Below are 14,976 nucleotides of genomic sequence, written 5' to 3'. Positions count from 1 at the left end.
TTCTCACTACCTGCTACTGGTTGTACGGACCGTAGTCGTAGTCCTCCAGCGGAACGGCCTGGCCGGAGCCCGTGCCGAACGGCGAGTAGTCGATGTCGTCGTAGCCGACGGCCGAGTACATCGCGGCCTTGGCCTCCTCGGTCGGCTCGACCCGGATGTTGCGGTAGCGGGCCAGGCCCGTACCGGCCGGGATGAGCTTACCGATGATGACGTTCTCCTTGAGGCCGATGAGGCTGTCGGACTTGGCGTTGATCGCCGCGTCCGTCAGGACTCGGGTCGTCTCCTGGAAGGAGGCGGCCGACAGCCAGGATTCCGTCGCCAGCGAGGCCTTGGTGATACCCATCAGCTGCGGACGGCCGGAGGCGGGGTGACCGCCCTCGGTGACCACACGACGGTTCTCGGTCTCGAACTTCGAGCGCTCGACGAGCTCGCCCGGCAGCAGCTCCGCGTCGCCGGACTCGATGATCGTCACGCGGCGGAGCATCTGCCGGATGATGATCTCGATGTGCTTGTCGTGGATCGACACGCCCTGCGAGTTGTAGACCTTCTGGACCTCGCCGACCAGGTGCACCTGGACCGCGCGCTGGCCGAGGATGCGCAGCACATCGTGCGGGTTGGTGGCACCCACGGTGAGCTTCTGGCCCACCTCGACGGGGTCGCCCTCGCCCACCAGGAGACGGGCGCGCTTGGAGATCGGGAAGGCGATCTCGTCGCTGCCGTCGTCCGGGGTGACGACGAGCTTCTTGGTCTTCTCGGTCTCCTCGATGCGGACGCGGCCCGCGGACTCGGAGATCGGGGCGACACCCTTGGGCGTACGCGCCTCGAAGAGCTCGACGACACGCGGCAGACCCTGGGTGATGTCGTCACCGGCCACACCACCGGTGTGGAAGGTACGCATCGTCAGCTGGGTACCGGGCTCACCGATGGACTGGGCGGCGATGATGCCGACCGCCTCACCGATGTCGACCAGCTTGCCGGTGGCGAGCGAGCGTCCGTAGCAGAAGGCACAGGTGCCGACCGCGGACTCGCAGGTCAGGACCGAGCGGGTCTTGACCTCCTCGACGCCGGCGCCCACCAGGGCGTCGATCAGGACGTCACCGAGGTCGACGTTGGCAGGCGCGATGACCTTGCCGTCGACGACGACGTCCTCGGCGAGCATGCGGGCGTAGACCGAGGTCTCGACGTCGTCCGTCTTGCGGAGGACACCGTCGGCACCCTTGACGGCGATCTTCAGCTTGAGGCCGCGGTCGGTGCCGCAGTCCTCCTCGCGAATGATCACGTCCTGCGAGACGTCCACCAGACGACGGGTCAGGTAACCCGAGTCGGCGGTACGCAGGGCGGTGTCCGCCAGACCCTTACGGGCACCGTGCGTGGAGATGAAGTACTCCAGAACGGTGAGGCCCTCACGGAAGGACGCCTTGATGGGACGAGGGATCGTCTCGTTCTTGGCGTTGGACACCAGACCACGCATACCCGCGATCTGACGCATCTGCATCATGTTTCCTCGGGCACCCGAGTCAACCATCATGAAGATGGGGTTCGTCTTGGGGAAGTTCGCGTTCATCGCCTCGGCAACCTCGTTGGTCGCCTTGGTCCAGATCGCGATGAGCTCCTGCGTGCGCTCGTCCTTGGTGATCAGGCCGCGCTCGTACTGCTTCTGGACCTTCTCGTCCTGCTCCTCGTAGCCCTTGACGATGGCCTTCTTGGCCTCGGGCACGACGACGTCGGAGATGGCCACGGTGACGCCCGAACGGGTCGCCCAGTGGAAGCCGGCCGCCTTCAGGTTGTCGAGCGTCGCCGCCACGATGACCTTGGGGTAGCGCTCGGCGAGGTCGTTGACGATCTCGGAGAGCTGCTTCTTGCCGACCGAGTAGTCGACGAACGGGTAGTCCTCGGGCAGCAGCTCGTTGAAGAGCGCGCGGCCCAGGCTCGTCCGCAGCCGGAAGGTGTCACCCGGCTGGTACTCGGGCTCGCCCTCCTCGGCGACCGGCGGCACCCAGCCACGCGGCGGGATGGTGCCCACCGGGAAGCGGATGTCGACGGACGACTGGAGCGCCAGCTCGCCGGCGTCGAACGCCATGATCGCCTCGGCCGTGGAGCCGAACGCGCGCCCCTCGCCCTTGGTGTCGCGGAGCTCGCCGTCGGTGGTCAGGAAGAACAGGCCCAGCACCATGTCCTGGGTCGGCATGGTGACGGGGCGACCGTCGGCCGGCTTCAGGATGTTGTTCGAGGACAGCATCAGGATGCGGGCCTCGGCCTGCGCCTCCGCGGAGAGCGGCAGGTGCACGGCCATCTGGTCACCGTCGAAGTCCGCGTTGAACGCGGTGCAGACGAGCGGGTGGATCTGGATGGCCTTGCCCTCGACCAGCTGCGGCTCGAAGGCCTGGATACCGAGGCGGTGCAGGGTGGGCGCACGGTTCAGCAGCACCGGGTGCTCGGCGATGACCTCTTCGAGGACGTCGTACACCACGGTGCGTCCGCGCTCGACCATGCGCTTGGCCGACTTGATGTTCTGCGCGTGGTTCAGGTCGACCAGGCGCTTCATCACGAACGGCTTGAAGAGCTCCAGCGCCATCGCCTTCGGCAGACCGCACTGGTGCAGCTTGAGCTGCGGACCGACGACGATCACGGAACGCGCGGAGTAGTCCACGCGCTTGCCGAGCAGGTTCTGACGGAAGCGGCCCTGCTTGCCCTTCAGCATGTCGCTGAGGGACTTCAGGGGGCGGTTGCCGGGACCGGTGACCGGACGGCCACGACGACCGTTGTCGAAGAGGGCGTCCACGGCCTCCTGGAGCATGCGCTTCTCGTTGTTCACGATGATCTCGGGCGCGCCGAGGTCGAGAAGCCGCTTCAGGCGGTTGTTGCGGTTGATCACGCGGCGGTACAGGTCGTTCAGGTCGGAGGTCGCGAAGCGGCCACCGTCCAGCTGCACCATCGGACGCAGGTCCGGCGGGATGACCGGCACGCAGTCGAGCACCATGCCCTTGGGCTTGTTGCTGGTCTGCAGGAACGCGGAGACGACCTTGAGGCGCTTGAGCGCACGGGTCTTCTTCTGGCCCTTGCCGGTACGGATGATCTCGCGGAGGCGCTCGGCCTCCTCGTCGAGGTCGAAGGACTCCAGGCGCTTCTGCAGCGCGGCGGCGCCCATGCAGCCGTCGAAGTACGTGCCGAAGCGGTCACGCAGCTCGCGGTAGAGCAGCTCGTCGCCCTCCAGGTCCTGGACCTTGAGGTTCTTGAAGCGGCTCCACACCTCGTCGAGGCGGTCGATCTCGCGCTGCGCACGGTCGCGCAGCTGCTTCATCTCGCGCTCGGCACCCTCGCGCACCTTGCGGCGCACGTCGGCCTTGGCGCCCTCGGCCTCCAGCTCGGCCAGGTCGGTCTCGAGCTTCTTGGCGCGGTTCTCCAGGTCGGAGTCGCGGCGGTTCTCGACCTGCTGGCGCTCGACGGAGACGTGCGCCTCCAGCGACGGGAGGTCGCGGGTGCGGCGCTCCTCGTCGACGAACGTGATCATGTACGCGGCGAAGTAGATGACCTTCTCAAGGTCCTTCGGCGCGAGGTCCAGCAGGTAGCCCAGGCGCGACGGGACGCCCTTGAAGTACCAGATGTGGGTGACGGGAGCGGCAAGCTCGATGTGGCCCATGCGCTCACGGCGCACCTTGGCGCGCGTGACCTCGACGCCACAGCGCTCACAGATGATGCCCTTGAAGCGGACACGCTTGTACTTGCCGCAGTAGCACTCCCAGTCCCGGGTCGGACCGAAGATCTTCTCGCAGAAGAGTCCGTCCTTTTCGGGCTTGAGGGTGCGGTAGTTGATGGTCTCCGGCTTCTTGACCTCGCCGTGGGACCAGGTCCGGATGTCGTCCGCGGTGGCAAGGCCGATCCGCAGCTCGTCGAAGAAGTTGACGTCGAGCACTTGTCGTCAATCCCTCTTTCGGGGGTTCGAGCCCCCTCGCATCACGCGAGAAAATCGGGGCACTTCAGCAATGGTCTGAACGGGTCCGGGGAGAGCCGGCCGGATCACGGGGATCCGGCCGGCCAACCCGTCAGACCTCTTCGACGCTGCTCGGCTCGCGCCGGGACAGGTCGATACCGAGCTCCTCCGCCGCGCGGAAGACGTCCTCGTCCGTGTCGCGCATCTCGATGGACATGCCGTCCGAGGACAGCACCTCCACGTTGAGGCAGAGCGACTGCATTTCCTTGATGAGCACCTTGAAGGACTCGGGAATGCCCGGCTCGGGGATGTTCTCGCCCTTGACGATCGCCTCGTAGACCTTCACGCGGCCCGTGACGTCGTCGGACTTGATCGTCAGCAGTTCCTGGAGGGCGTAAGCGGCGCCGTAGGCCTCAAGGGCCCACACCTCCATCTCACCGAATCGCTGACCACCGAACTGCGCCTTACCACCCAGCGGCTGCTGCGTGATCATGGAGTACGGGCCGGTCGAGCGGGCGTGGAGCTTGTCGTCGACCAGGTGGTGCAGCTTGAGGATGTACATGTAGCCGACCGAGACCGGCTCCGGGAACGGCTCGCCGGAGCGGCCGTCGAACAGGTTGGCCTTGCCGGAGGGCTGCACCAGACGCATGCCGTCGCGGTTCGGGATCGTGGCCTCGAAGAGACCGGAGATCTCGTCCTCGCGCGCACCGTCAAAGACGGGCGTGGCGACGTTGGTACCGGGGGCCACCTGGTCGGCGCCGATGACCTGGAGGCGCTTGGCCCACTCGTCACCGAGGCCGGAGACGTCCCAGCCGCGGCTGGCGAGCCAGCCGAGGTGGATCTCAAGGACCTGTCCCGGGTTCATTCGGGACGGGACACCCAGCGGGTTGAGGATGATGTCGACCGGGGTGCCGTCCTCCAGGAACGGCATGTCCTCGATCGGCAGGATCTTCGAGATGACGCCCTTGTTGCCGTGACGGCCGGCGAGCTTGTCACCGTCGGTGATCTTGCGCTTCTGCGCGACGTAGACGCGGACCAGCTGGTTCACGCCGGGCGGCAGCTCGTCGCCCTCCTCACGGTCGAAGACGCGAACGCCGATGATCTTGCCGATCTCGCCGTGCGGCACCTTCAGCGAGGTGTCGCGCACTTCGCGCGCCTTCTCGCCGAAGATCGCGCGGAGCAGGCGCTCCTCGGGGGTCAGCTCGGTCTCGCCCTTGGGCGTGACCTTGCCGACGAGGATGTCACCGGCCGTGACCTCGGCGCCGATCCGGATGATGCCGCGCTCGTCGAGGTCCGCGAGGACCTCTTCGGAGACGTTCGGGATGTCCCGGGTGATCTCCTCCGGACCGAGCTTGGTGTCACGGGCGTCGACCTCGTGCTCCTCGATGTGGATCGAGGAGAGGACGTCGTCCTGCACGAGGCGCTGCGACAGGATGATCGCGTCCTCGTAGTTGTGACCCTCCCACGGCATGAACGCCACGAGCAGGTTCTTGCCGAGGGCCATCTCACCGTTCTCGGTGGCCGGACCGTCGGCGAGCACCTGGTCGGCGACGATCCGGTCGCCCTCGGCGACGACGACCTTCTGGTTGACCGAGGTGCCCTGGTTGGAGCGCATGAACTTCGCGATGCGGTACGTGGTGTACGTACCGTCGTCGTTCGTCACGGTGATGTAGTCCGCGGAGACCTCCTGGACCACACCGTCCTTCTCGGCCTTCAGCACGTCACCGGCGTCGGTGGCGCAGCGGTACTCCATGCCGGTGCCGACCAGCGGGGCCTCGCTCTTGATGAGCGGGACCGCCTGGCGCATCATGTTCGCGCCCATGAGGGCACGGTTGGCGTCGTCGTGCTCCAGGAACGGGATCATCGCGGTGGCGACGGACACCATCTGGCGCGGCGAGACGTCCATGTAGTCGACCTCGTCACCGGGGACGTAGTCGACCTCTCCGCCACGACGGCGGACCAGCACGCGGGGCTCGGTGAAGCGCAGGTCGTCGGAGAGCGTCGCGTTCGCCTGGGCGATGACGAAACGGTCTTCCTCGTCGGCGGTGACGTAGTCGACCTCATCGGTGACCTGGCCGTCGACGACCTTGCGGTACGGGGTCTCGATGAAGCCGAACGCGTTGACGCGGCCGTACGAGGCGAGCGAACCGATCAGACCGATGTTCGGGCCTTCGGGGGTCTCGATCGGGCACATGCGTCCGTAGTGGGACGGGTGCACGTCTCGGACCTCGAAGCCGGCCCGCTCACGGGACAGACCACCCGGGCCGAGAGCCGACAGACGGCGCTTGTGGGTGAGACCCGACAGCGGGTTGTTCTGGTCCATGAACTGCGACAGCTGGCTGGTGCCGAAGAACTCCTTGATGGAGGCGACGACCGGCCGGATGTTGATCAGGGTCTGCGGCGTGATCGCCTCGACGTCCTGGGTCGTCATGCGCTCGCGCACGACGCGCTCCATACGGGCGAGACCCGTACGGACCTGGTTCTGGATGAGCTCGCCGACGTTGCGCAGACGGCGGTTGCCGAAGTGGTCGATGTCGTCGGTCTCGACGACGATCGTCCGGCCGGACTCGCCCACGGTCTCGGTCTCACCGGCGTGCAGCTTGACCAGGTACTTGATGGTCGCGATGACGTCGTCGGTGGTGAGCACGCCGGCGTCCAGCGGCTCGTCGGCGCCGAGCTTCTTGTTCACCTTGTAGCGGCCGACCTTCGCGAGGTCGTAGCGCTTCGGGTTGAAGTAGAGGTTCTCGAGCAGCGTCTGAGCGGCCTCGCGGGTGGGCGGCTCGCCCGGGCGGAGCTTGCGGTAGATGTCGAGCAGCGCGTCGTCCTGGCCCTGGGTGTGGTCCTTCTCCAGGGTGGCGCGCATCGACTCGTACTCGCCGAACTCCTCGAGGATCTGCTCGGTGGTCCAGCCGAGAGCCTTCAGGAGGACGGTGACGGACTGCTTGCGCTTGCGGTCGATGCGCACACCGACCATGTCGCGCTTGTCGATCTCCATCTCCAGCCAGGCACCCCGGGAGGGGATGATCTTGGCGGAGAAGATGTCCTTGTCGGACGTCTTGTCGATCGACGAGTCGAAGTAGACACCCGGCGAGCGGACCAGCTGCGACACCACGACACGCTCGGTGCCGTTGATGACGAAGGTGCCCTTGTTGGTCATGAGCGGGAAGTCGCCCATGAAGACCGTCTGGGACTTGATCTCGCCGGTCTCGTTGTTGGTGAACTCGGCCGTGACGAAGAGCGGGGCGGCGAACGTGAAGTCGCGCTCCTTGCACTCGTCGATCGAGTTCTTCGGGGGCTCGAAGCGGTGGTCGCGGAACGTGAGCGACATCGACCCGGAGAAGTCTTCGATCGGTGAGATCTCCTCGAAGATCTCCTCGAGGCCGGACTTGGTGGGGACGTCTTGTCCACTGTCCAGAGCAGCCTCGACGCGAGCCTTCCAGGCGGCGTTGCCGAGGAGCCAGTCAAAGCTCTCGGTCTGCAGCGCGAGGAGGTTCGGAACCTCGAGGGGCTCCTTGATCTTTGCAAAAGAGATGCGCAGCGGGGCGGTGCTGGCGCCGTTGTTCGTATTCGCGGTCGAGGCGTTGCGCGAGGCGGCCAAGAGGGGGTCCTTCCGAGGGCTCGGACTCACTACGCGCGTACCGGTCCCAAATTGGACATGAGGGCAGAAAATCCCCGGTCAGGGAGGTTCGGTCCACGATGCACGAGATGGGTATGCCCCTGGTGACGGGCAGGAGGCAGCTAACAGGCAGCGCAAAGGGTCAGTGTAGCCAAGTGCCACACTGATGTCCAGTCGGGGTTCTCAGAGACCCACGTTGCTCTCAACAGCTTGTTTCAACACCCTTGTCCAGCCCTGCGCGAGGTGCGCTCTTCTTTACTGCCCGCTTCACCGTCGATCCATGCCTCGGATTCGGATCGATTCGGCGCCGCGCCTTGAGAATTGCGCGCCGCGTGCGGTTCGTCAAGGGCCCCCTCGGCCCCGTCGGCCCTCCGGCCCCGCGTATGCCGCCCCCGGCGGCGGCCGCGCACCCCACGAGAGGCGCACGGCGAAGATCACGATACTCGTCAACGCGGGAAGGGCAAGGCACCCGCCCCGGGGACGCCGAAAGGCGACCACCCGAACGGGTGATCGCCTTTCGCGATGTGACTCCGCGCCTCGCGGCACGGGTGTCCTGAGGAGTCAGACGACTCCTGAGGTCACTTGACCTCGACGGAGGCGCCGGCGCCCTTGAGGGACTCGGCAGCCTTCTCCGCGGCGTCCTTGGCGACCTTCTCGAGGACGGGCTTCGGGGCGCCGTCGACGAGGTCCTTGGCCTCCTTCAGGCCGAGGGAGGTCAGCTCGCGCACGACCTTGATGACCTGGATCTTCTTGTCACCGGCGGCGGTGAGGACGACGTCGAACTCGTCCTTCTCCTCCTCGGCCGGGGCGGCCGGGCCACCCTGGGCCGGGCCCGCGACGGCGACGGCCGCGGCGGCGGTGACGTCGAACTTCTCCTCGAAGGCCTTCACGAACTCGGAGAGCTCGATGAGGGTGAGCTCCTCGAACTGAGCGAGCAGGTCTTCCTGGCTGAGCTTCGCCATGATGGCGTCCTTCCACTATTCGGCAGGTGCCGGATGTACATGTCGGCGGGCGTACGTGGAGCCCGCTGGACCGCTGAGCGTGATTACTCGGCGGCCTCGGCGGGAGCCGGCGTACCGGCACCGCCCTGCTCCTCCAGCTTGACGCGAAGCGCTTCCGCAGTGCGGACGAACTTCGACGGCAGCGCCTGGAAGAGCTGCGCAGCCTGGGTCTGCTTGCCCTTCATGGCACCGGCCAGCTTGGCGAGCAGAACCTCGCGGGACTCGAGGTCCGCGAGCTGCTTGATGTCATCGGCGGACAGCGCCTTACCGTCAAGGACACCGCCCTTGATGATCAGGTTCGGGTTGTCCTTGGCGAAGTCACGAAGACCCTTCGCCGACTCCACCGGGTCACCGGTGACGAAGGCAACCGCCGTCGGACCTGCGAACAGGTCGTCCAGCGTGTCGATCCCGGCCTCGTTGGCCGCAATCTTGGTCAGCGTGTTCTTCACCACGGCGTACTGGGCGTTCTCACCGAGCGAACGGCGCAGCTGCTTGAGCTGTGCAACGGTGAGACCCCGGTACTCGGTCAGCACGGCGGCGTTCGAGCTGCGGAACTGGTCCGCGAGCTCGGCTACCGCGGCAGCCTTGTCGGGCCTTGCCATAGCGTCGGCCTCCTTCCGGGTGATGAGGACCGCTCAAAAGGACCCGGAAAGACGAAACGCCCCGGCGCAGGCGCCAGGGCGTAGCTCGACCGAAACGAAGTCCGGGAGCTTTCCACAGTCACCTGCGCAGGTCGTCCGCATCAACGGAGCCTTCGGTTGCCCGAACCCTTGCGGATCCAGGACAACGACCAGCGGTCTTTGGCTTCTGCAGAAGCGTACGCGACTCGAGTCGCGTCGGGCAAATCCGTCCCGTCTCGAGACATCTCGAGTCGGTCCCGGGAGGTTTGCACCCCCCGGAACCGGGTTACGAAGAGGTGCCCTGCTGCTGCTCCATCAGCTCCGCGAAGTCGACGGTCTGGTCGGCCGGCGGGCGCTCGACGGAGACCTTGGTGCCGTAGTCGCTGTAGTACACCGTGGAGTTGAGCTCGCCGGTCTTCATGTCACCGCGCTCGGTCTTCTTCACCAGCAGGTCGTTCTCGTCGACCCAGATGTCGATGGTCTCCGTGGTGATCCCACCGTCGGCCAGCTGCTTCTTGAGCGCAGCGAGCTCGTCGGCGTCGAGGTTGCTGCTCTTGGCGGTGAGATCGGCGACGTCGACCGTGCCCGAGTAGTGCGTGGCGCTGACGCCGCGCACGTCCTCCTGGCCGACCTTCTTGACGTCACCGGAGGCCAGCAGCGACTTCACTCCCTGCTCGGGGGTGCTGTTCTGCATCTGGTCCTTCATCACCGCGCCAGAGGCTCCGGCGAGCTTCGCGAGGTCGTCGTAGCTGTAGCTGATCCAGCGCTTGCCGCCGGTCTGCTGGGACATGGCCTCGCCCATGTCCACCGCGTACCCGTCCTTGAGGTAGCGGGCCTCCATCGTGCCGTTGCCGCCGAGCTTCTTCACGCTGTCGGCCATGGCGCCAGCGGTGGGGGTGATCTTCAGGGTGCCGGTGATCCCGTCGGACCAGTCGATGACGCCCGACTGCTTCGTGGACATCGTGCTGCCCATGGTCATCGTGCTGTCGATCCGGGCCGACTGCGCCTGACCGGTCTTCTTCTGGACGGCGACCAGCGCGGCGATCGGGTCGACCTTCGCCACGGAGCCGCCGGCGCTCTCCTTCTTGCTCCCGCCCTTGCTGCCGCCGTCGTCCGATCCGCCACAGGCCGCGACCGACGTCAGCGCCGCCACCACGGCCACGGACAGACCCACGCGCCGTACGGTATTGGTCAACATCTGTGATTCCACCCCTCGTTCGACTCTCGGTGACCCACGCTAACGCAGGGCACCGACAGCCATGTACACGTACGAATGAGGACGAGCCCCGCACCTCGAAAGGTTGCGGGGCCCGTCCTATGTCACACGCGACGCGGCGGTCGTACGAGCGCGAGGGCTCAGACGGCGGCCGGGTCCTCCTCGACGAGGAGGTTACGGGTGCGGTTGGAGTCCAGCGGGATGCCGGGGCCCATCGTGGTCGCCAGCGCGGCCTTCTTGATGTAGCGGCCCTTGGCGGCGGACGGCTTCAGACGGAGGACCTCTTCCAGCGCCGCTGCGTAGTTCTCCACCAGCTTGGTCTCGTCGAAGGAGACCTTGCCGATGATGAAGTGCAGGTTCGAGTGCTTGTCGACGCGGAACTCGATCTTGCCGCCCTTGATGTCGTTGACAGCCTTCACGACGTCGGGGGTGACGGTGCCGGTCTTCGGGTTCGGCATCAGACCACGCGGACCGAGCACGCGGCCGAGACGGCCGACCTTGCCCATGAGGTCCGGGGTCGCGACGACGGCGTCGAAGTCCAGACGGCCCTTCGCCACCTCGTCGATGAGCTCGTCGGAGCCGACGATGTCGGCCCCGGCGGCTTCCGCGGCCGCAGCACGGTCACCGGTCGCGAAGACCAGGACCCGGGCGGTCTTGCCGGTGCCGTGCGGGAGGTTCACGGTGCCGCGGACCATCTGGTCGGCCTTGCGCGGGTCGACACCCAGGCGGAAGGCGATCTCGACGGTGCCGTCGAACTTCGTGGAGGCGGTCTCCTTGGCGAGACGGACGGCCTCGAGCGGGGCGTACAGGCGCTCCCGGTCGATCTTGGCGTCCGCAGCGCGGAGGTTCTTGCTGCGCTTCACTTCTACTCCTGATGGTTTCAGAGTGTGGAGTCGTGGTGCGGACCAGCGCTTGGTCCTACCACTGAGGGGGTGGGGCTGAATCAGCCTTCGACCGTGATGCCCATGGAACGGGCGGTACCGGCGATGATCTTCGACGCGGCGTCGAGGTCATTGGCGTTCAGGTCGGGGAGCTTCGTCGTGGCGATCTCGCGGACCTGGGCGGCCGTCAGCTTGGCGACCTTGGTCTTGTGCGGCTCGCCGGAGCCCTTGTCCACACCCGCGGCCTTGAGGATCAGCTTGGCGGCCGGCGGAGTCTTGGTGATGAAGGTGAAGGAGCGGTCCTCGTAGACCGTGATCTCCACCGGCACGACCATGCCACGCTGCGACTCGGTCGCGGCGTTGTAGGCCTTGCAGAACTCCATGATGTTGACGCCGTGCTGACCCAGTGCGGGGCCGACCGGCGGGGCCGGGTTGGCCGCACCGGCGTTGATCTGGAGCTTGATAAGCCCCGTGACCTTCTTCTTCTTGGGAGGCATGTGCTCTCTCCGGGTCCTAGTGAGAGTTTTCGCCGTCATCCGGTCATCCGGATGCAGGCATACCGCACAACGATAACGGGTATAGCTGCGCGACCAAAAACCAAGCAGGTCAGACCGGCTTCGACAGCCTGTCTGACCTGCTCGGTAGGCATGTGTCCAGAAGCGAGCGGAAAGCTCAGTTCTTCTGGATCTGGTCGAAGCTCAGCTCGACCGGGGTCTCGCGACCGAAGATCTCGACGAGGCCCTTGACCTTCTTCGAGTCGGCGTTGATCTCGTTGATCGTCGCCTGCAGCGTCGCGAACGGGCCGTCGGTGACGGTGACCGAGTCGCCGACCTCGAAGTCCAGCACCTGGACCTCGACCTTGCGGGCCGGAGCCGGCTTGCCCTCGGCCTCGGCGGCCTCGCGGGCGGCCTTCTCCTCGGCCTCCGGAGCGAGCATCTTGACGATCTCGTCCAGCGTCAGCGGGTACGGGTCGTAGGCGTTGCCCACGAAGCCGGTGACGCCGGGGGTGTTGCGGACGACGCCCCAGGACTCGTTCGTCAGGTCCATGCGCACCAGGACGTAGCCCGGGAGCTTGTTCTGGCGGACGTTCTTGCGCTCGCCGTTCTTGATCTGGACGATTTCCTCCTCAGGCACCTCGGCCTGATAGATGAACTCCTCCACGTTCAGCGAGACGGCGCGCTGCTCCAGGTTGGCCTTCACACGCTTCTCGTAACCGGCGTACGTGTGGATGACGTACCACTCGCCCGGGAGGGTGCGGAGCTCCTCGCGCAGGGCGGTGACGGCGTCGACGGGCTCGGCCGGCTCGGCCTCCTCCACGTCGGCCGCGACCTCGGTCTCCTCGGCGGCGGCCTCGGGCGCCTCGTCGGTGTCGGTGTCGGTGTCGGCGGCTTCGGCCTGGTCCGACTCCTCGGCGTCCGCCGCCTCGACGATGTCGAGCTCGTCCTCGGCGGACTCGAAGGCGCCCGCCGTCGGCTCGACGGCGTCGTTCAGGTTCGGGTCAGACACGGTGGCTTCTTCCTGGATACAAATGGGTGGAACATGCGAAAGGGGCGCCCATCAGGCGCCCTTCGCGTGGATCAGCCGAAGACGTACTTGATGACCCGCGCGAATCCGAAGTCAATCACGGTTACGAGGCCAATCATGACGACTACGAACACGATCACCACACTGGTGTACGTCGTCAGCTGGTTGCGCGTCGGCCAGACGACCTTGCGCAGCTCCGCGATGATCTGGCGGTAGAAGAGCGCGAGACGGCCCAGAGGGCCCTTCTTTCCGCGCTTGCCGCCCTTCCGGGTCTTCTTCGACTCGGGGGCCTCGTCCTCGGCATCAGGCTTGTCGATGGAGCCCACGGCGTCCGTCACGCTTCTCACCTGATTCCGGGTCATGGCCGTGCCGCGCCCGGTGGAGCCGCACGGCGGTGCATTGAAGTACGTACATGCGCACACATCCTGGCGAAGGAGTGTGTAGCAGGGCCGGAGGGACTTGAACCCCCAACCGCTGGTTTTGGAGACCAGTGCTCTACCAATTGAGCTACGACCCTTTGTGGATTCCACCAACCTACCGCATGTTCCCGGATGACCCGAGTGCAGGAACGGCGCGGCTGGTGAAGGCCAACGACAGGAGAGTGTACGTGCTCAGCGGCCCGGCGTCGAACAGAAAGCTCCTGACCGCTCCTGGCCCCTTCCTGTCCGCATGCTGTCCGAGTGCTGTCCGGTCCCTGAAACCCCTGTGCCGACGCGGAAAACGGTCTGCGAGCATGGGGGGCATGAGCGCTGCTACTTCTCCGTCCGAGAGCCGGGTCTCCGCCCGCATCGGTGCCATCTCCGAGTCCGCCACCCTCGCCGTCGACGCCAAGGCCAAGGCCCTCAAGGCCGCCGGCCGTCCGGTGATCGGCTTCGGTGCCGGCGAGCCCGACTTCCCGACGCCCGGCTACATCGTCGACGCCGCGGTCGAGGCCTGCCGCACCCCGAAGTACCACCGCTACACCCCGGCGGGCGGGCTCCCCGAGCTCAAGGCCGCCATCGCGGAGAAGACGCTGCGCGACTCCGGTTACGAGGTCGACGCCTCCCAGATCCTGGTGACCAACGGCGGCAAGCAGGCGATCTACGAGGCGTTCGCCGCGATCCTCGACCCGGGCGACGAGGTCATCGTCCCGGCCCCGTACTGGACCACCTACCCCGAGTCGATCCGGCTGGCCGGCGGCGTGCCGGTGGAGGTCGTGGCCGACGAGACCACCGGTTACCGGGTCTCCGTCGAGCAGCTCGAGGCCGCCCGCACCGAGCGTACGAAGGTCGTCCTGTTCGTCTCCCCGTCGAACCCGACCGGCGCGGTCTACAGCGAGGCGGACGCCGAGGCGATCGGCCGCTGGGCCGTCGAGCACGGCCTGTGGGTGATGACCGACGAGATCTACGAGCACCTGGTCTACGGCGACGCGAAGTTCACCTCGCTCCCGGCGATCGTGCCCGAGCTGCGCGACAAGTGCATCGTGGTCAACGGCGTCGCCAAGACGTACGCGATGACCGGCTGGCGCGTCGGGTGGATCATCGGCCCCAAGGACGTCGTGAAGGCCGCGACCAACCTCCAGTCGCACGCCACGTCCAACGTCGCCAACGTCTCGCAGGCCGCCGCGCTGGCCGCCATCTCCGGGAACCTGGACGCGGTCGCCGAGATGCGCACCGCGTTCGACCGGCGCCGCAAGACCATCGTGCGGATGCTCAACGACATCGACGGCGTGTTCTGCCCGGAGCCCGAGGGCGCGTTCTACGCGTACCCGTCGGTCAAGGAGCTGCTCGGCAAGGAGATCCGCGGCAAGCGCCCGGAGACCTCGGTGGAGCTCGCGGCGCTGATCCTGGACGAGGCCGAGGTGGCCGTCGTCCCGGGCGAGGCGTTCGGCACGCCGGGCTACCTGCGCCTGTCGTACGCGCTGGGCGACGACGACCTGGTCGAGGGCGTCTCGCGCCTCCAGAAGCTGCTGGGCGAGGCGAAGGCGTAACGCCTCGCCATGCGCATAAGCGGGTCCCCGGCTCGGCCGAGGGCCCGCTTATGCGTTCAGGCAAGCCCTCGTTCGGTGAATCCGGCTGCCTGGTCCGAGATCCTTGCGGCAGGATCTTGCAGTGACTCCTCCCCCTGCGAAGGGGGCTTCTCGTATGCGCACACAGGCCATACGACGGACAAGCCCTGCCCGCGGCCTTTCGGCACAGTGCGGAGCGT

10 protein-coding genes and 1 tRNA gene are annotated in these 14,976 nt (G+C 66.6%); 1 reads left to right on the top strand and 10 read right to left on the bottom strand.

The window, feature by feature from the left end; translation table 11 throughout:
- Positions 1-13: 13 nt before the first annotated feature.
- The 10 genes from OG242_RS19315 to OG242_RS19270 all read right to left on the bottom strand — a co-directional run bounded on the left by OG242_RS19315 (position 14) and on the right by OG242_RS19270 (position 13,306).
- Positions 14-3,913 carry a DNA-directed RNA polymerase subunit beta' gene (locus tag OG242_RS19315; RefSeq protein WP_405899356.1) on the bottom strand — a complete coding sequence of 1,300 codons (3,900 nt, stop codon included), beginning with the start codon at positions 3,911-3,913 and terminating at the stop codon, positions 14-16.
- A 130-nt stretch (positions 3,914-4,043) separates the two neighbouring features.
- Positions 4,044-7,529 carry a DNA-directed RNA polymerase subunit beta gene (rpoB, locus tag OG242_RS19310; RefSeq protein ID WP_405899355.1) on the bottom strand — a complete coding sequence of 1,162 codons (3,486 nt, stop codon included), beginning with the start codon at positions 7,527-7,529 and terminating at the stop codon, positions 4,044-4,046.
- Positions 7,530-8,125: 596 nt separating this feature from the next.
- Entirely contained in the window at positions 8,126-8,509 is a 384-nt protein-coding gene (gene rplL, locus OG242_RS19305) for a 50S ribosomal protein L7/L12 (protein ID WP_405899354.1), read from the bottom strand.
- Between the two features lie 83 nt (positions 8,510-8,592).
- Positions 8,593-9,150, bottom strand: coding sequence for a 50S ribosomal protein L10 (gene rplJ / locus OG242_RS19300; RefSeq protein ID WP_018101258.1), 558 nt, complete (start codon positions 9,148-9,150; stop codon positions 8,593-8,595).
- 304 nt (positions 9,151-9,454) lie between these two features.
- Entirely contained in the window at positions 9,455-10,366 is a 912-nt protein-coding gene (locus OG242_RS19295; protein ID WP_405899353.1) for a hypothetical protein, read from the bottom strand.
- A gap of 158 nt (positions 10,367-10,524) precedes the next feature.
- A complete protein-coding gene (gene rplA, locus OG242_RS19290) occupies positions 10,525-11,247 on the bottom strand; it encodes a 50S ribosomal protein L1 (RefSeq protein WP_405899352.1) in 723 nt (240 codons plus the stop codon).
- Between the two features lie 80 nt (positions 11,248-11,327).
- Entirely contained in the window at positions 11,328-11,762 is a 435-nt protein-coding gene (rplK, locus tag OG242_RS19285) for a 50S ribosomal protein L11 (protein ID WP_010058817.1), read from the bottom strand.
- Positions 11,763-11,937: 175 nt separating this feature from the next.
- Positions 11,938-12,771, bottom strand: a complete 834-nt coding sequence (nusG, locus tag OG242_RS19280) for a transcription termination/antitermination protein NusG (protein WP_405899351.1) — start codon at positions 12,769-12,771, stop codon at positions 11,938-11,940.
- A gap of 71 nt (positions 12,772-12,842) precedes the next feature.
- Positions 12,843-13,127 (bottom strand): preprotein translocase subunit SecE, encoded by a 285-nt coding sequence (secE, locus tag OG242_RS19275; protein WP_405899350.1) that lies wholly within the window; start codon positions 13,125-13,127, stop codon positions 12,843-12,845.
- 106 nt (positions 13,128-13,233) lie between these two features.
- Positions 13,234-13,306, bottom strand: a tRNA-Trp gene (locus OG242_RS19270).
- A 225-nt stretch (positions 13,307-13,531) separates the two neighbouring features.
- Here OG242_RS19270 and OG242_RS19265 point away from each other — a divergent pair.
- On the top strand, positions 13,532-14,758 hold the full coding sequence (locus OG242_RS19265; RefSeq protein WP_018519324.1) for a pyridoxal phosphate-dependent aminotransferase: 1,227 nt from the start codon (positions 13,532-13,534) through the stop codon (positions 14,756-14,758).
- Positions 14,759-14,976 lie beyond the last annotated feature (218 nt).

This window comes from Streptomyces sp. NBC_00727, assembly GCF_045161745.1.
GTDB lineage: Bacteria > Actinomycetota > Actinomycetes > Streptomycetales > Streptomycetaceae > Streptomyces.
This window is presented reverse-complemented; position numbering and strand designations above follow the sequence as displayed.